Source organism: Pseudomonas sp. C32, from assembly GCF_030417915.1.
Classification (GTDB): domain Bacteria; phylum Pseudomonadota; class Gammaproteobacteria; order Pseudomonadales; family Pseudomonadaceae; genus Aquipseudomonas.
This window is the reverse complement of record NZ_JAUHUK010000033.1, coordinates 19,129-36,033: the sequence shown is the minus strand read 5'-3', so window position 1 is coordinate 36,033 and position 16,905 is coordinate 19,129. Positions and strand designations below refer to the sequence as shown.

Here is a 16,905-nt window from a genome sequence, read left to right as displayed (position 1 = left end):
TTGATGTTCAGGGTCGAAGTGACATCATTACCGGAGCCATCGATCACGGTGTAAGTCACCGTCGGCACCGTACCGTTGTAATTGGCGGCCGGGGTAAAGGTGTAGGCGCCATCGGCGGCGATCACCAGCGTACCGACGTTAGCGATGTTGGCTGTCTGGCCGGCGTTGAAGGTGCCATTGACGCCGTCGATGGTGAAGGTAGCCACGCTCAGGACGTTGTCGATGTCGCTGTCGTTACCCAGCACGTTGCCGACGGCTGCGGTGTCTTCTGCAATGGTTTGAGTGTCTGCAGTCAGGACGGTCGGATCGTCGACTGCCGTCACGGTCAGATCCAGCGTGCTGGTCGACCCGGTGTTGGTGGTGTAGGTGACTTGCGGTACGGCGCCGTTGTAGTTGGCTTCCGCGGTGAAGGTGTAGTTGCCGTTCGCGCCGATGGTCAACGTACCAACGCCGACGATGGTCGCGGTCTGGCCCGCGGTGAAACCGCCCGCCATGCCGGCGACAGTGAAGCTGGCGACGCTGAGCGGTGTTTCGGCATCGCTATCGTTGCTCAGCACATTGCCCGTCGCGACGCTGTCTTCGGCCAATGTGCCGGTATCAGCGGTCAGTACGCTGGGAGCGTTAATGAACGTGGTGTCCTGATTGCCGATATCGAGCGTAGTGGCGTCGGCCGCGGAATCAGGGCCGCCAGTCGGGAACCCAATGGTCGGGTCCACGCGGCCAGCCGTGGCGTCGAGCATCACGAAGCTGTGACCACCGCCGGCGGCACCACCGCCAGAGCCCGAAGCCGACGGACCGGCTGCGGTGGCTTCCAGGTCTTTTGTCGGGTCAGCGCCGGCAACGATGGCTTGTTGCAGTTCTTCAACCGACGGTGCGGCCTGCGCAGTGGCTTCTGCCAGATCAGCGCTGGAGTCGGGTGTAGAGGCGCTCCACTGAGTGTCACGGCCCAGGTCGATGGTGCGGCCATCGGCCAGTTCCAGGGACACGGCACCGGACAAACCGGTGTCGATCTGGTCGCCGACGGACAGGCGGTCGCCTTCAACGAGAATGCGGCGGATGCCCTCTGGGGACACCACGAAAACCTGACCAACAATGCTTTTGACGATGGCAACAACACTGCTCATTGAAGACTCTCCGGGTGTCATGTTCAGTTGGGCTTCCATGGACCTGATGGCATCGCGCCGATCGGCCTGGATTGACTATTGCAAAATAAGTGCACAAATTTGACGCGGTTATTAGTCAATAAATTGGCTATATCTTTTCGCGATTAACTTTATGCCAAAGTATTGACCTTCTTGTGAGCATCCTAAACAATCGTCCCAGTAATGTCACATTGATATTTATGTGGCGACCCTGTCCTCAGTGTGTGATCCAGTTCCTCTTTTGAAACTTCCGACATACGGTCATTACGGTTGCCATCTTCCGATGCAGCGCTTTCTTTTGCTGTGATTCAAGACAAGAAGTCCCGGGAAATACCTACCATGCGTCCGCTTCTGTTCATGGCTATACCCTTCACCCTCGCAACCTCTTTTGTTCAAGCTCAATCCTTGCCTCAGGCCATGCAACAGGCGCTGGATGTCCATCCAGAGGTCCAGGCCGGCGTTAACAGCCGACTGGCCGCGGATTATCAATTAAAGGCTGCGAAGGGCGGATATCTGCCAAGGGTCGATGTACTGGGCGGTTATGGTCGCGAGGGGACTGATTCCGTTACCACGCGCACCGATGGCAGTAACAACCACTGGGAAACCCTGAACCGCAGCGAGTCAAGTTTGCGTCTCTCGCAAATGGTTTTTGACGGTTTTGCGACGTCCAGCGAAGTAGGGCGTCAACAAGCCACCGTTAACTCCCGTGCCTACTCGCTGCTGGGTACGTCCGAGCGCACCGCGTTGACCGTGGCCCAAGTTTATCTCGATGTGCTGAATCGCCGCGAGTTCGTCCGTCTGGCCGAGGACAACCTCAAGAGCCACCAACGTATTTATGACCAGATCCAGCTGCGCACTCAGCGTGGCGTCGGCAGCGGTGCCGACCTTGATCAGGCCGAAGCGCGTATGGCCCAGGCTCGCAACAACCTGCTCACTGAGCAGACCAACCTGGCCGATGCGGAAACCAACTACCTCGCCGCGGTTGGTCAGATGCCCGATCAACTGGAGCGTCCTGCCAATTTCATGGCGCTGTTGCCGGCCAACCTGAACGAAGCCCGCGCGCAAATGCTGGAAAACAGCCCGATCCTGCGCTCGGCCGAATCCGACATTGCAGCGGCCGAGAAGCAGTACGAAACCGCCAAATCGACGTTCTACCCGCGTTTCGATGCTGAATTGGGCCGCACCGCCGACAACGATATCGACGGTCAGAATGGCCACAACAACGAATGGCAAGCCATGCTGCGCATGCGCTTCAACCTGTACGCCGGCGGTAGCAACAAGGCCGATCTGGAATCCAAGTCCTACCTGTCAAACCAGGCGCTGGACATCCGTAACAACGCCCTGCGTCAGCTCAATGAAGAGCTGGGCCTGGCCTGGAATGCCCTGAACAACGCCAATGCCCAGGTGCCGATTGCCCAGCAGTACGTCGATCACAGCACCGCGGTGCGCACGGCTTACCAGCGTCAGTTCAGCCTCGGTGAGCGTACTTTGCTCGACTTGCTCGACAGCGAAAACGAGCTGTTCACCTCTTCGCTCCGTCTGGCGCAGATCAAAAATATTCAGTTATTTACTCAGTACCGAATCAAGGCGACCATGGGCGAATTGCTCAAGAGCCAGGGCGTAGTCGCGCCGTTGGCATCCGTTGTGCAGAACGACATGAAGCCCAAGGTGCAGCTGCCTGGGATGAATTGAGTTGTCCCTTTCCAACTGTATAAAGAGTGTCGAGCGTGGAATCAGAAGTCAGTCGGGTTAATCTCAGCCATGATCCACGCGCGTTGCATGATGATCCGCTGCTGGATGGTCTGCTCGCTTTGTGCATGTTGCACCAGAAACCCGCCAGCGCGGCCATGCTCACAACGGGCCTGCCGCTGCCCAAGCAACGCCTGAGTGTCGAGCTGCTGCCCCGTGCAGCGGCCCGCGCCGGCCTGCAAGGGCGAGTCCTGCAGCGCAAGCTGCAAGACATCCCGGCGATTGCCATGCCTGCGCTGTTGCTGCTCAAGGACGGTCGCAGTGCCGTGCTTCTGGGTTGGCAAGGCGAAGACCAGGCGCGGGTGCTGCTTAGCGAAAGCGACGGCGGCGAGTCCCTGGTCAGCCGCGAACTGCTGGCCGATGACTACACCGGCCAGGTTTTTTTCGCCCAACCCCAGCATAAATTCGATGTGAATCACGGCACGCTGATCCCGCGGGCACGCTCGTGGTTCCGCGACACCCTCAAGCGTTCACGCTGGCTGTATGCCGACGCCATCGCGGCGAGCCTGCTGATCAACATCATCGCCATGGCCGCGCCGCTGTTTGTGATGAACGTCTACGACCGCGTGGTACCGAACCAGGCTGAAGCCACCCTGTGGGTGCTCGCCCTGGGCATCACCGGTGCCTACATTTTCGACCTGATCCTGAAAAGCCTGCGCAGTCTGTGCCTGGATCTGGCCGGCAAGAAAACCGACCTGATCATCTCGGCGACGCTGTTCGAGCGCATCGTCGGCATGTCCATGAAATACCGCCCGGCGCGGGTCGGCAGCTTTGCCCAGAACATCCATGAGTTTCAGAGCCTGCGCGACTTCCTCGCCTCCTTGACGCTCACCAGCCTGATCGACCTGCCGTTCACGATTCTGATTTTTACCGTGATCGCGATCCTCGGCGGGCACCTGGTGTGGATTCCGGTGCTGGCGTTCCCGATAGCCCTGGTCATCGGTTATGCCTTGCAGAAACCGCTGGTGGCGACCATGGAGCGTACCATGGCGCTGGGGGCCGAGCGTCAGTCGAGCCTGATCGAAACCCTCGCCGGCCTGGATGCGGTGAAGGTCAACAACGCCGAAAGCGAACGCCAATATCAGTGGGAACAGACCATTGGCACCCTCAGCCGCCTCGAGCTGCGGGTGAAAATGCTTTCGGGTCTGGCGATGAACATCACCTTGCTGATCCAGCAATTGGCCGGGGTGATCATGATCGTCTTCGGCGTCTACCAAATCATCGCGGGCAACCTGAGCATGGGCGGGCTGATTGCCTGCTACATGCTCAGCGGCCGCGCGCTCAGTCCGTTGGCCTCGCTGTCCGGGCTGCTTACCCGTTATCAGCAAGCGCGGGTGACCATGACCTCGGTCGATCAAATGATGGAGTTGCCGCAAGAACGCAATTTCGAAGAGCGCCCCCTCAGCCGCAAAGTGCTGCAAGGGGCCATTGAGTGCCGGCAGCTGAACTTCACGTATCCCGAACAGCAGAACCCGGCGCTGAAGAACATCAACCTGACGATTCAGCCAGGCGAAAAGATCGGCATCATCGGCCGTAGCGGCTCGGGCAAAAGCTCGCTGGCGAAACTGTTGGTGGGCCTGTACCAGCCGGACGACGGCGCGTTGCTGGTGGACGGTGTGGATATCCGCCAGATCGACGTCAGCGAACTGCGCTACAACATTGGCTACGTCCCTCAGGACATCCAGTTGCTCGCCGGTACCCTGCGCGACAACCTGGTGTCCGGTGCGCGCTATGTCGAGGATGAGCTGGTGCTGCAAGCGGCAGAACTGGCCGGTGTCCACGAATATGCGCGTTTGCATCCGAAGGGTTATGAACTGCAAGTCGGCGAACGCGGGCAGAACCTTTCCGGCGGTCAGCGACAGAACGTCGCCCTGGCCCGTGCGCTGTTGCTCAACCCGCCGATCCTGCTGCTCGACGAACCGACCAGCGCCATGGACAACACCGGTGAAGAACGTCTCAAGCAACGCCTGGCGGCGGTGATCGAAAACAAGACCATGGTGCTGGTGACACACCGGGCATCGCTGTTGTCGCTGGTGGACCGACTGATTGTGATCGATCGCGGGCAGATACTCGCCGACGGCCCGAAAGCCGCGGTGATGGAAGCGTTGAAGAAGGGGCAGATCAGTGTTGCTTAAGTCGGGTGTCAAAGATTCGATCCGCCGCTACTTCAAGGGCTCCGCTTCGCTTCAGGGCCAACCGCTGCCAGAGGTCAACAAGGCGTTGATCGAGGACGCGCCTCGGGTGGTGCGGCTGACGATCTGGGCGATCATCGCGTTCTTCGTGTTCCTGATGCTTTGGGCCAACTTCGCGGTGATCGACGAAGTGACCAAGGGCGACGGCAAGGCAATTCCATCGTCGAAGATCCAGAAAATCCAGAACCTTGAAGGCGGTATCGTTGCCGAACTGTTCGTCAAGGAAGGCCAGATTGTCGAGGCCGGAGCACCGCTGATTCGCCTGGATGACACGCGTTTTGCCTCGAACGTCGGCGAAACCGAGGCCGACCGGCTGTCGATGCTGTTGCGGGTGGAACGCCTGAGCGCCGAGGTGGATGACCGCCCGCTGAATTTCCCGCAGGACGTGCTCAAGGCTGTGCCCGGGCAGGCCCAGAGCGAAGAGTCGCTCTATATCAGCCGCCGTCAGCAGTTGCACGACGAAATCGGTGGCTTGCAGGAGCAGCTGATTCAGCGTCAGCAAGAGCTGCGCGAATTCACCTCCAAGCAGGCGCAATACCGCCAGCAACTGGGTTTTCAGCGCCAGGAAATCGGCATGTCCGAGCCGTTGGTGGCCCAGGGCGCGGTTTCGCCGGTGGAAGTGCTGCGCCTCAAACGTGCCGAAGCAGAGACCCGTGGTCAGCTCGACGCCACGACCCTGGCGATTCCTCGGGCCGAATCGGCGATCAAGGAAGTGCAGCGCAAGATTGACGAAACCCGCGGCAAATTCCGCAGCGAGGCGCTGACCCAGCTCAACGAAGCGCGCACCGACCTGAACAAGGCCCAAGCCACCGGCAAGGCCCTGGAAGACCGGGTCAGCCGTACGCTGGTGACCTCGCCGGTGCGAGGCATCGTCAACAAGTTGCTGGTCAATACCATCGGCGGGGTTATCCAGCCAGGCAGCGACCTGGTGGAAATCGTGCCGCTGGACGACACCTTGCTGGTGGAGGCGAAGATCCGTCCGCAGGACATCGCGTTCCTGCACCCGGGGCAGGAAGCAACGGTGAAATTCACCGCCTATGACTACACCATCTACGGTGGTTTGAAGGCCAAGCTCGAACAGATCGGCGCCGACACCATCACCGACGAAGACAAGAAAACCACGTACTACATCATCAAAGTGCGCACCGAGCGCAGCCACCTCGGCAGCGATGACAAACCCTTGCTGATCATTCCGGGGATGGTCGCTTCGGTGGACATCATCACCGGCAAGAAAAGCGTGCTGAGTTATCTGCTCAAGCCGATCATCCGGGCGCGCGCCGAGGCGTTGCACGAGCGGTAGATCTCCATTGAGGCGACTGGCCTCATCGCGAGCAAGCTCGCTCCTACAGGAGTCAGTGGAAACACAGACCTACTGTAGGAGCGGGCTTGCCCGCGATGGCGTCCGTGAAAACACCACAACCCTGCCCAAAAGTGACCAATAACGTCACGCCTCAAGCGAACCAGTCCGTTAATAATCGCCATATCGTTATTCGCTAACGGTATTTAAATTTCAGTTCTTATATCTATAAAGTCAATCTCCTGCGTACCTGCCGACCAATCGGCGCGCCGCACGACACGAACCAACACGGGACCTCCGTGAGTTTCTGATCGACGCGCGCGCCTTTGAGCGTGCCGTGCGTGGGAGTGATTTATGTCTGCAGCTTCAGCATCGCCAAGCATCGCGCCACAATTTTTCGACATCCGCCCGTTCGACGGCGCGGTAGGCGCCGAGATCATCGGTCTCGATTTGTCCCGTCCGATCAATGATCAGGACTTCGCCCGCATCCACCGCGCGCATCTGGATCATCACGTGGTGGTGTTCCGCGACCAGCGCATTACCCCTGAGCAGCACATCGACTTCAGCCGCCGTTTCGGTGTGTTGCAGATCCACGTGCTCAAGCAGTTCCTGCTGGCGGGGCATCCGGAAATCCTCATCGTTTCCAATATCGTCGAGAACGGCCAGAACATCGGCCTGGGTGACGCCGGCAAGTTCTGGCATTCCGATCTCTCCTATAAGGAATTGCCGAGCCTGGGCTCGATGCTGCATGCCCAGGAGTTGCCCTCCGAGGGCGGCGACACGCTGTTCGCCGACATGCACAAAGCCTGGGACAACCTGCCGCTTGCGTTGCGCAAAGCGGTGGAAGGTCGCTCGGCGGCGCACTCCTACACGGCGCGTTACAGCGAGACCAAATTCGAAGGCAATTGGCGCCCGACCCTGACGCCTGAGCAACTCGCCCAGGTCGCTGAAGTGGTGCATCCGGTGGTGCGTACTCACCCGGAAAACGGCCGCCAGGCGTTGTTCGTCAGCGAAGGGTTCACCACCCGCATCGTTGGCCTGCCGGAAGACGAGAGCCAGCAACTGCTGACCGAGCTCTACGCCCACAGCGTGTTGCCGCAAAACATCTACCGCCATCAATGGCAGCCCCATGACCTGGTGTTCTGGGACAACCGTTCGCTGATCCACCTCGCCGCCGGATGCCCCAGCCATCTGCGCCGCAAGCTGTTTCGCACCACCATCCAGGGCGACGCGCCTTTCTGATTTGTCGGAGATTTGATCATGACCAAACGTCTTCCATTTGCACCGCTGGCCGCCGCTATCGGCCTGGGTTTCAGCCTGATCGCCGGTAGTTTGGTGGCGCCGACCGTGGCCCACGCCGAAGGTGAAATCCGCATTGCCGAACAGTTCGGCATCGTTTATCTGCTGCTCAACGTGGTGCGCGATCAGAACCTGATCGAGAAGTACGGCAAGCAGGAAGGCATCGACATCAAGGTCGACTGGACCCAGCTCTCCGGCGGTGCAGCGGTCAATGATGCGTTGCTCGCAGGCTCGATCGACATTGCCGGTGCCGGCGTCGGCCCGCTGCTGACCATCTGGGACCGCACCCACGGCAAGCAGAACGTCAAAGCCGTCGCCTCCCTGGGCAACTTTCCGTACTACCTGGTGAGCAATAATCCCAAGGTCAAAACCATCGCCGACTTCACCGAGACGGACCGCATCGCGGTTCCGGCGGTGGGCGTGTCGGTGCAGTCGCGCTTCCTGCAATACGCGGCCGCCAAGCAGTGGGGCGACAAGGAGTTCAACCGCCTCGACAAGTACACCATTGCCGTTCCGCACCCCGACGCAACAGCTGCGCTGTTGGCTGGCGGCACCGAGCTGAACGGGCACTTCTCCAACCCGCCGTTCCAGGATCAGGAACTGGCCAATCCCAATGTGCACGTGGTGCTGAACACCTATGACCTGCTCGGTCCGAACTCGCCGACGGTGCTGTTCGCTACCGAGAAATTCCGCAATGAGAACCCGAAAACCTACAAGGCGTTTATCGACGCGCTGACCGAAGCCGCGCAATTTGCGCAGAACGACAAAGGCGCGGCAGCCGACACCTACATCCGCGTGACCAAGGCCAAAATCGACCGTGCGGCATTGCTGAAAATCATCGACAACCCGCAGTTCGAATTCAGCGTCACACCGAAAAACACTTACCCGCTGGCCGAGTTCCTGCACCGCGTCGGCGCGATCAAAAACAAACCGGATTCATGGAAGGATTACTTCTTCCAGGACGCCAAGCCGCTGCAAGGGAGCTGACCGACATGAACGCCCCTTTGCAAGGCCACACGGTCAGCAAACCGATCACGGCAGCCCAAGCGCTGCTGTCGGTCGATAACGTCAGCCTGGAATACCGCACGCCGCAGCGTGTGGTGCGGGCGACCCATCAAGTCAGTTTCGAGATCGACCCGGCGGACCGTTTTGTCCTGCTCGGCCCGTCCGGTTGCGGCAAGTCAACGTTGCTCAAAGCCGTCGGCGGATTCATCCAGCCCGTGGAAGGCGAGATTCGTCTTCAGGGGCAAACCGTCCACGCACCGGGACCGGACCGAATCGTGGTGTTCCAGGAGTTCGATCAACTGCCGCCGTGGAAAACCGTAAAGCAGAACGTGATGTTTCCGCTGCTGGCGTCAAAAACCCTCAAGCGCAAGGAAGCCGAAGAACGGGCGCTGCACTATCTGGAGAAGGTCGGCCTCGCTGCGTTTGCCGATGCCTACCCGCACACCTTGTCCGGCGGCATGAAAGCGCGGGTCGCCATTGCCCGGGCGCTGGCGATGCAGCCGAAAATCCTGCTGATGGATGAACCCTTCGCCGCCCTCGATGCCTTGACCCGACGCAAGATGCAGGAAGAACTGCTACTGCTCTGGGAAGAGGTGCGCTTCACGCTGTTGTTCGTCACGCACTCCATCGAAGAAGCATTGGTGGTGGGCAACCGCATCCTGTTGCTGTCGCCGCATCCGGGGCGGGTGAGGGCGGAAGTCCACAGCCATCAATACGATTTGCACAGCCTTGGCGGCGTGGCGTTTCAGGAATCGGCGCGGCGCATCCATCGGTTGTTGTTCGATGAAAATCAGTCACCGCAAGCCGAGCACGAGCTGGATTTCGCCGACATCCGCATCGCTTATTGAGCCAGTTGAGAGGAGGGTCCGATGAGCCATTTATCATCCCCGCGTGAAGAGTTCGAAACGCTGTTGCAGCCACTGACCAGCGTACCGCTGGAGCGTGAACTGCCGCTGGGCCAGCGCCTGTGGCAACAGGGTTGGCTGCGCAAAAGCCTGATCCTGATTTTGCTGGCCGTGTTGTGGGAGGCGGTGGCCCGCTATCAGAACAACGACTTGCTGCTGCCAAGTTTTGTGCAAACCGCCTATGCGCTGTATGACGGGCTGCTCAGCGGCGAGTTGCTGGGCAAGGTGTGGATCTCGCTGGTCGTGCTGCTCAAGGGTTACCTGATCGGCATTGTCCTGGCGTTTGCCCTGACCACGCTGGCGGTGTCGACCCAGTTCGGACGCGACCTGCTCAGTACCCTGACCTCGATGTTCAACCCGTTGCCGGCCATCGCGCTGCTGCCGCTGGCGCTGCTGTGGTTTGGACTGGGGCAGAACAGCCTGATTTTCGTGCTGGTGCATTCGGTGCTCTGGGCCTTGGCGCTGAACACCTACGCCGGATTCCTCGGCGTCTCGGAAACCCTGCGCATGGCCGGGCGCAACTACGGCCTCAAGGGCATGCGTTTCGTGCTGTTCATCCTGATCCCGGCGGCACTGCCGTCCATCCTCGCCGGCCTGAAAATCGGCTGGGCCTTCGCCTGGCGCACGTTGATCGCGGCTGAACTAGTGTTCGGCGCCACCAGCGGCAAGGGCGGGTTGGGGTGGTACATCTTTCAGAACCGTAATGAGCTGTACACCGACAAGGTGTTTGCCGGGTTGGCCGTGGTGATTCTGATCGGGTTGCTGGTGGAGAATCTGGTGTTTGATTCGCTGGAGCGGGTGACAGTGAAGCGGTGGGGGATGGTGCGGTAATCTGAGGGATTGTTTCTCTATTTCCTTTGTCGGATTGTTGTCGACGCGGGGAGACCGTCCATCCGATTCAAGAGCTCTTGCCGACGTTGAGGTAGATATCTCGGGGGGGAGGTCCCAAATACGCCAATGGGCGTTGGAGTAGGTGAACGAATCTGAGCATTGTTTGCGTCAATCAATGGCGTCGTAAACAAGGTCGGATCTTGTCTAGAGTACATTGGAGCTTTTTCACCGGCTGATGTAGGTATTAGGGTTGCGCGATTAAGTGGGTAAGGAGGGGGCGAAGGTGGCTTAATTCTAGTTGCGCCGCTTTGTGGATAAACATCGAAGTAGGCTGGAGGACTGTTTGATGGCCTGCTGAATGGAGCCTCATGCCACCCGAGATGTCTGAAGTTTGCTCGCATTGCCCGATAGCCTAGAAAGGTTGAGGCTGTACCCGAAATCAAACTTGTAGCGGTGAGTGCTTGAGATACCTGAGGCGGTAAATTAAACATACTTGCAACACCGGCAACCATTCCCGAAAGTCCGGAAATCGCCCCTAGCAGCGTGGCACTCCCGCGATTTATCCATAAAGAGCTAATGTTCAAACCCGCGCCTACTGTGGACATGACGTATCCAGCCATCCCGAGCCTCTGTATGCCGGAAAGAGCTGCAAGTGCTCCCCAATGCCCCGTCGGATCTACCCGATTCACCGGGTCCCCTACGCAATACATATACGGATTTAACCCGCCCTCTCCAAACGGACTCCAACTGTCCGGGCTATGAAAGCGCATCAATCGCGGGTTGTAGGCGCGGTAGCCGTTACCCAGCAAGTACCAGCCAATCGTTGTTTCACGCAACTGGCCATTGAAGCCCAACCGCGTCGCGACTGCTTGCTGAGCGGATTGTTCGCCATAGGCGGAGTAGCCGATGGTGTTGATGGCGCCGTCTGTGATTTCGGCAATGACCGAGTTGCTGCTATCCGGCGCCAACAGCACGGTTCGCTTCAACGGGACATTGGTTTGATCAGCAATCTTGCGGTCAGGCATGTCGAGACCCAATGGGAGGAGGGATAACTATTGGTCTTCAGCATTACCCCGTTGAAGTGGCTTGGGGAACTAGCAGAACTGCTAGGTTCTGTGGTTTTTCTTTAATCGGGCCGCGCTCTCGTTCATCGCGAGCACGCTTCGCTCCTACGGGAATGCACTGTTAGGATTGCGTTGAAATCAATCCATTCGATTATCGAGTGCTCAGAATGCAACTCCCAGACATGAACCTGCTAATCGCCCTCGACGCCTTGCTCGACGAGGGCAGTGTGGTGGGTGCAGCGCGGCGGATGAACCTCAGCCCGGCGGCGATGAGCCGGACGTTGACGCGTATTCGCGAGGCCATTGGCGATCCGATTCTGGTGCGTGCCGGGCGTGGGCTGGTGCCGACGCCCAAGGCGCTGGAGTTGCGCGAGCAGGTGCGCAGTGTGGTGGAGCAGGCGGCGTTGCTGTTTCGTTCGGCCGATGCGGTGGAGTTGGGTTCCCTGCGGCGGCGGTTCAGCATTCGGGCCAATGACTTTTTTGTCGGCGTTTATGGCGGCAAGTTGTTCGACACCCTGGACCGGCAGGCGCCGCACTGTGAGTTGCGTTTCGTGCCGGAAGGCGATGGCGACGATGAGGCGTTGCGCGAAGGGCGGATTGATTTGAGCATCAGCAACACCCGCCCGCTGACGCCTGAAGTGAAAGTGCAGAACCTGTTTTCCACGCACTTCGTCGGCCTGGTACGTGAGGATCATCCGCTGTTTGATGAAGAGATCACTGCAGAGCGTTATGCCGGGTTTTCCCATATCAGCATGTCCCGTCGTGGCATTGCGCGAGGGCCGATCGATACCGCCCTCAATGCGCTCGGGCTGGAGCGTCGGGTGGCGGTGATTGCGCCGAGTTTCCATGCGGCGATGTTCGCGTTGCCCGATTCCGACCTGATTCTGCCGGTGCCCAAGGAAGCGCTGTTGAGCGTGCGGCGGCTGGGGTTGAAGCTGCGCTCCTTTGACCTGCCGATCCCGTTACCGACCCTGATGTTGACCCAGGCCTGGCACCCGCGTTTCGACAAGGACCCGGCCCATCGCTGGATGCGCGAAACGGTCAAGGCGTGTTGCGATGAGACGTGGTTGGCCGCGCAACCCGTTTGAAGTCCTGCCCAAATCCCTGTAGGAGCGAGCCTGCTCGCGATGAGGGCTGCGCAGGCACATCTTCATCGACGGGCTTGGCGCCATCGCGAGCAAGCTTGCTCCTACAGGGTTTTGTATTGTTGCGTCTGGTGCATTTATAAGCTGCCGAGAAGTTGATTTTCGTCAGGCATCGCCCTTCCTAGAATGCTCCCGGTACTTTCCTTCCGGAGCTCGCAGTAATGACGTCCCTCACGGTCCCGGCGCAAGTCTTCGGCCCGCGCATCATCGTTGGCCTGGTGGGCGTGTTGCTGGCGGTGCTGGTGTCGGGTCTGAACGAGATGGTGACCAAAGTCGCCCTGGCCGATATTCGCGGCGCGCTATCCATCGGTTACGACGAAGGCACTTGGCTGGTTGCCAGTTACACCGCGACATCCGTGGCCGCCATGGCCTTTGCGCCGTGGTGCGCGGTGACGTTCTCGCTGCGTCGGTTCACCTTGTGCGCCATCAGCCTGTTCACCCTCTTGGGCGTGCTGTGTCCGTTCGCCCCGAATTACGAAAGTCTGCTGCTGATGCGCACCTTGCAAGGCCTGGCCGGCGGCGCTTTGCCGCCGATGTTGATGACCGTCGCCCTGCGCTTTCTACCGGCCAACGTGAAGTTGTATGGCTTGGCCGGTTATGCCCTGACCGCCACGTTCGGCCCGGGCCTTGGAACGCCATTGGCCGGGTTGTGGACCGAGCATGTCGGGTGGCAATGGACCTTCTGGCAAATCATCGCGCCGTGCCTGATTGCGATGGTCGCCGTGGCGTATGGGTTGCCGCAGGACCCGTTGCGGCTGGAGCGTTTCAAGCAGTTCAACTGGCGCGGATTGCTGCTGGGGTTTCCGGCGATTTGCATGCTGGTGATCGGCATCTTGCAGGGCAATCGACTGGACTGGTTCGAGTCCGATTTGATCTGCGGTTTGCTCAGCGGCGGCCTATTGCTGCTGGTGCTGTTTTTGATCAACGAGTGGTCGCAGCCGATTCCGTTTTTCAAGATGCAGATGCTCGGTATCCGTAACCTGTCGTTTGCCTTGCTGACCTTGGCCGGGGTGCTGGTGGTGCTGCTCGCGGTGATCATTATTCCGTCGAGCTACCTGGCGCAGGTCCAGGGTTATCGGCCGGTGCAGACCGCGCCGATCATGTTGCTGGCGGCGCTGCCGCAATTGATTGCGCTGCCGTTGGTGGCCGCGTTGTGCAATTTTCGCTGGGTCGATTGCCGCTGGGTTCTGGGCATCGGCCTGAGCATGCTGGCGCTGTCCTGCATCGGCGGCTCGCAACTGACATCGGAATGGATTCGCGACGATTTCTACGTACTGCAATGGCTGCAAATCTTCGGTCAACCGATGGCGGTGCTGCCGCTGTTGATGCTGTCCACCGGCAGCATCAGCCCGATGGAAGGGCCATTCGCCTCGGCCTGGTTCAACACGGTCAAAGGCCTGTCGGCGGTGATCGCCACGGGCGTGATTGAGGCGCTGACCACGTCGAGGCTGCACTTTCATTCGACCATGCTCGTGGACCGTCTCGGCAATTCACCCCTGATCGACGACAACACCCCAGGCCTCGCCCATCGATTGCACGAACAGGCCGTGGTGCTGACGGCATCGGATCTCTATCTGTGCATGGCCGGCATTGCGGTGACGCTGATCCTGCTGATTTTCTGGCTGCCGACGCGGACTTATCCACCGCGCGCGCCGACCTGATTGCTCCACGCAAACTGAAGGTTTTTTATGACGACTCAAGCAAAGCAAAAAATCGCCGTAGCAGTGGCCGCTGCGCTGGCCGTCGGCGTGCTGTTGTACCTGGCGGTGCCCGGTCTGTTCGGCAAACGCACGCAACAGAGCACCAATGACGCCTATGTCTCGGCCGATTACACGCTGGTGGTGCCGCGGGTGGCCGGGTTCATCAAGCAAGTGCTGGTCGAAGACAACGAGCAGGTCAAGGCTGGACAGTTGCTGGCGTTGATCGATGACCGGGATTTGCGTGCCGCTGCCCAGGCTGCCGACGCTGAAACTTTGGTTGCGCGGGCGCAACTGCAAAATGCCAAGGCGACCCTCGAGCGGCAGTCTTCGGTGATTGCTCAAGCGCAATCTTCGGTGGTTTCGGCCAAGGCCGAGATGGCGTTCGCCGACCATGAACTGAACCGCTACAACCACTTGGCCGGTGTGGGTGCCGGCACAGTGCAAAACGCTCAGCAGGCGCGTACACGCATCGACCAGGCCAGCGCCCGGTTGGCGAATGCCACGGCGGTGCTGGCGGCGGAACGCAAACAGGTCGAGATCCTGACCGCCCAACGGGATGCGGCCGAAGGCGGTTTGAAGCGGGCGCAAGCGGCACTGGAAATGGCCAGCTACGAGTTGTCTTACACGCGGATCGTCGCGCCTCAGGACGGCATGGTCGGCGAGCGTGCAGTGCGGGTCGGCGCTTATGTTGCGCCGGGCAGCAAGATCCTCGCGGTGGTGCCCTTGGCTCAGGCTTATGTGATGGCCAACTTTCAGGAGACTCAGCTGACCGACGTGCAACCGGGCCAGCAGGTGCAGGTACGCGTCGACAGCCTGGGAGGCGCGGCGTTGAGCGGTCGGGTCGAGAGCATTGCACCGGCCACAGGTGTGACCTTCGCTGCGGTCAAACCGGACAACGCCACCGGCAATTTCACTAAAGTGGTGCAGCGCATTCCGGTGAAGATTGTGCTGGAGCCGGGACAGCCATTGGCTGAACGCTTGCGGGTGGGGATGTCGGTGGAGGCGAGTATCGATACCGTCAGTTCGGTGACCTCTGTGCGTGAGGTGACTCAGCGATGAGCTACGTTGATTGTGCTGACGCCATCGCGAGCAAGCTCGCTCCTACAGTTGACCGCATTCACCTGTGGGAGCGGGTTTGCTCGCGACTTATCCAGAGTGCCTTGCTCGCCATCAGTCTCAGCGCCTGCAGCGTCGGCCCGGATTTCCAAAAGCCCGAACCGCAACAAATGTCCGAATGGTCCAAACCCGCCAACACCGCCCCCAGCCAAGCCATCGCCGAGTCTATGGACGAACGCTGGTGGGAGGTGTTCAACGATCCAAAACTCTCGGCCCTAAGCCAGCGCGCATTGACCGACAACCTCGACCTGAAACTGGCCAGCAGCCGCTTGCAGCAAAGCCGCGCGGTGCGCCAGGTGATCACCGCCAACCGTTATCCCAATACCGCCGCCACCGGCAGTTACGCACGCAAACGCAACAGTGGCGAGGGCCTGAACGATCCGTCCGGCCATGACGGCGATTCAGCATTCAACCTGTGGGAGGGTGGTTTTTCCGCCTCATGGGAGCTGGATTTCTGGGGCCGTGTACGCCGCGAAACCGAAGCCGCCGATGCCACTCTGGAAGTCGCGGAAAACGACCGACGCGGCGTGTTGCTGTCGGTGCTGGCCGAGACCGCCCAGGACTATATTCAGCTGCGCGGTGTGCAAAACACCCGGGCCGTGACCGAGCAGAACCTCGACGTCGCCCGCCACAGCTTGAAACTTTCGCAGCTGCGCCTGGCGGATGGGGTCGCCACTGATCTGGATGTCGCCGAAGCCGCCGCGCAAGTGGCGGCCATCGAATCGCGCCTGCCAGCGTTGGAGCAGCGTCAATCGCAATTGATCAACGCCTTGAGCCTGCTGATGGGCGAGCCGCCTCAAGCGCTGGCAGCGGAGTTATCCACAGATGCCCCGGTGCCGCAAACGCCGCGTCAGGTTGCCATTGGCCTGCCGTCGCAACTGGCCGAGCGTCGCCCGGATATCCGCCAGGCCGAAGCGCGTCTGCATGCCGCCACCGCGAGCATCGGTGTGGCCAAGGGGGATTTTTATCCGCGCATCACCTTGTCGGGGAACATCGGCTCGCAAGCGATGCAACTGAGCGATTTGGGCTCCTGGGGTTCGCGCTCGTTCGGCATCGGCCCGCAATTCAGCTTGCCGCTGTTCGACGGCGGACGCCTGCGCGGCGTACTCAATCTGCGCGAAGCACAGCAACAGGAAGCTGCCATTGCCTACCAGCAAACGGTGTTGCGCGCCTGGCATGAAATCGACGATCAGCTGACCCGTTACAACGCCAGCCAATTGCGTCGCGACAGCCTGGCTGAAGCTGTGCGCCAGAACCGCATCGCCCTGCAAACCGCACAGCAGCAATACGTGGAAGGCGTGGTGGACTTCGTCACGGTGCTGACCGTGCAAGGCGCCTTGCTGGCCACGCAGGAACAGTGGGTCGAGAGCTCGACCGGCGTGTCATTGGCAGCCGTCGGCTTGTACAAGGCGTTGGGCGGCGGATGGCAGTCGGTGTATCCGTTGACGGCGCAACGCTGA

At 60.1% G+C, this 16,905-nt stretch carries 12 protein-coding genes and 1 pseudogene; 11 read left to right on the top strand and 2 right to left on the bottom strand.

The features are described 5' to 3' along the window. Positions 1 to 1,124, bottom strand: a 1,124-nt coding sequence (locus QYH43_RS26015) for a retention module-containing protein (protein ID WP_301158416.1), incomplete at its 3' end; no start/stop codon positions are given. Between the two features lie 357 nt (positions 1,125 to 1,481). On the opposite strand from QYH43_RS26015, the gene QYH43_RS26010 reads away from it, so the two are divergent. The 7 genes from QYH43_RS26010 (at position 1,482) to QYH43_RS25980 (ending at position 10,420) form a co-directional block, all read left to right on the top strand. Then, a complete protein-coding gene (locus QYH43_RS26010) occupies positions 1,482 to 2,834 on the top strand; it encodes a TolC family outer membrane protein (protein WP_095057844.1) in 1,353 nt (450 codons plus the stop codon). 35 nt (positions 2,835 to 2,869) lie between these two features. Next, the gene (locus tag QYH43_RS26005) at positions 2,870 to 5,026 is read left to right on the top strand and encodes a type I secretion system permease/ATPase (RefSeq protein WP_095057843.1); all 2,157 of its coding nucleotides are present in this window, start codon (positions 2,870 to 2,872) and stop codon (positions 5,024 to 5,026) included. Continuing rightward, positions 5,016 to 6,383 carry an HlyD family type I secretion periplasmic adaptor subunit gene (locus tag QYH43_RS26000; RefSeq protein ID WP_095057842.1) on the top strand — a complete coding sequence of 456 codons (1,368 nt, stop codon included), beginning with the start codon at positions 5,016 to 5,018 and terminating at the stop codon, positions 6,381 to 6,383. Before QYH43_RS26005 ends, QYH43_RS26000 begins: the two co-directional genes overlap by 11 nt. A 351-nt stretch (positions 6,384 to 6,734) precedes the next feature. Continuing rightward, complete coding sequence (locus QYH43_RS25995; protein ID WP_095057841.1) at positions 6,735 to 7,622, top strand: TauD/TfdA family dioxygenase; 888 nt, start codon at positions 6,735 to 6,737, stop codon at positions 7,620 to 7,622. 18 nt (positions 7,623 to 7,640) lie between these two features. Further along, positions 7,641 to 8,666 carry an ABC transporter substrate-binding protein gene (locus QYH43_RS25990; RefSeq protein ID WP_095057840.1) on the top strand — a complete coding sequence of 342 codons (1,026 nt, stop codon included), beginning with the start codon at positions 7,641 to 7,643 and terminating at the stop codon, positions 8,664 to 8,666. A 5-nt stretch (positions 8,667 to 8,671) separates the two neighbouring features. Continuing rightward, a complete protein-coding gene (locus QYH43_RS25985) occupies positions 8,672 to 9,532 on the top strand; it encodes an ABC transporter ATP-binding protein (protein WP_095057839.1) in 861 nt (286 codons plus the stop codon). A gap of 21 nt (positions 9,533 to 9,553) precedes the next feature. Continuing rightward, the gene (locus QYH43_RS25980; protein WP_095057838.1) at positions 9,554 to 10,420 is read left to right on the top strand and encodes an ABC transporter permease; all 867 of its coding nucleotides are present in this window, start codon (positions 9,554 to 9,556) and stop codon (positions 10,418 to 10,420) included. Between the two features lie 17 nt (positions 10,421 to 10,437). Here QYH43_RS25980 and QYH43_RS25975 read toward each other — a convergent pair whose 3' ends face one another. Further along, the gene (locus QYH43_RS25975; RefSeq protein WP_301158414.1) at positions 10,438 to 11,445 is read right to left on the bottom strand and encodes an RHS repeat-associated core domain-containing protein; all 1,008 of its coding nucleotides are present in this window, start codon (positions 11,443 to 11,445) and stop codon (positions 10,438 to 10,440) included. Positions 11,446 to 11,651: 206 nt separating this feature from the next. On the opposite strand from QYH43_RS25975, the gene QYH43_RS25970 reads away from it, so the two are divergent. The 4 genes and pseudogenes from QYH43_RS25970 (at position 11,652) to QYH43_RS25955 (ending at position 16,905) form a co-directional block, all read left to right on the top strand. Then, entirely contained in the window at positions 11,652 to 12,572 is a 921-nt protein-coding gene (locus tag QYH43_RS25970) for a LysR family transcriptional regulator (RefSeq protein ID WP_053160658.1), read from the top strand. 245 nt (positions 12,573 to 12,817) lie between these two features. Beyond that, positions 12,818 to 14,290 (top strand): annotated as a pseudogene (locus QYH43_RS25965) (MFS transporter); the annotation flags it as partial. Positions 14,291 to 14,317: 27 nt separating this feature from the next. Then, complete coding sequence (locus QYH43_RS25960) at positions 14,318 to 15,388, top strand: HlyD family secretion protein (RefSeq protein ID WP_095061772.1); 1,071 nt, start codon at positions 14,318 to 14,320, stop codon at positions 15,386 to 15,388. Beyond that, a complete protein-coding gene (locus QYH43_RS25955) occupies positions 15,385 to 16,905 on the top strand; it encodes an efflux transporter outer membrane subunit (RefSeq protein ID WP_301158413.1) in 1,521 nt (506 codons plus the stop codon). Before QYH43_RS25960 ends, QYH43_RS25955 begins: the two co-directional genes overlap by 4 nt.

Bases quoted from the DNA above. Each gene is read 5' to 3' on its own strand.
- QYH43_RS25955 (WP_301158413.1), top strand. From the start codon at position 15,385: ATGAGCTACGTTGATTGTGCTGACGCCATCGCGAGCAAGCTCGCTCCT.
- QYH43_RS25975 (WP_301158414.1), bottom strand. From the start codon at position 11,445: ATGCCTGACCGCAAGATTGCTGATCAAACCAATGTCCCGTTGAAGCGA.
- QYH43_RS26010 (WP_095057844.1), top strand. From the start codon at position 1,482: ATGCGTCCGCTTCTGTTCATGGCTATACCCTTCACCCTCGCAACCTCT.
- QYH43_RS25990 (WP_095057840.1), top strand. From the start codon at position 7,641: ATGACCAAACGTCTTCCATTTGCACCGCTGGCCGCCGCTATCGGCCTG.
- QYH43_RS25980 (WP_095057838.1), top strand. From the start codon at position 9,554: ATGAGCCATTTATCATCCCCGCGTGAAGAGTTCGAAACGCTGTTGCAG.
- QYH43_RS25995 (WP_095057841.1), top strand. From the start codon at position 6,735: ATGTCTGCAGCTTCAGCATCGCCAAGCATCGCGCCACAATTTTTCGAC.
- QYH43_RS25985 (WP_095057839.1), top strand. From the start codon at position 8,672: ATGAACGCCCCTTTGCAAGGCCACACGGTCAGCAAACCGATCACGGCA.
- QYH43_RS25970 (WP_053160658.1), top strand. From the start codon at position 11,652: ATGCAACTCCCAGACATGAACCTGCTAATCGCCCTCGACGCCTTGCTC.
- QYH43_RS25960 (WP_095061772.1), top strand. From the start codon at position 14,318: ATGACGACTCAAGCAAAGCAAAAAATCGCCGTAGCAGTGGCCGCTGCG.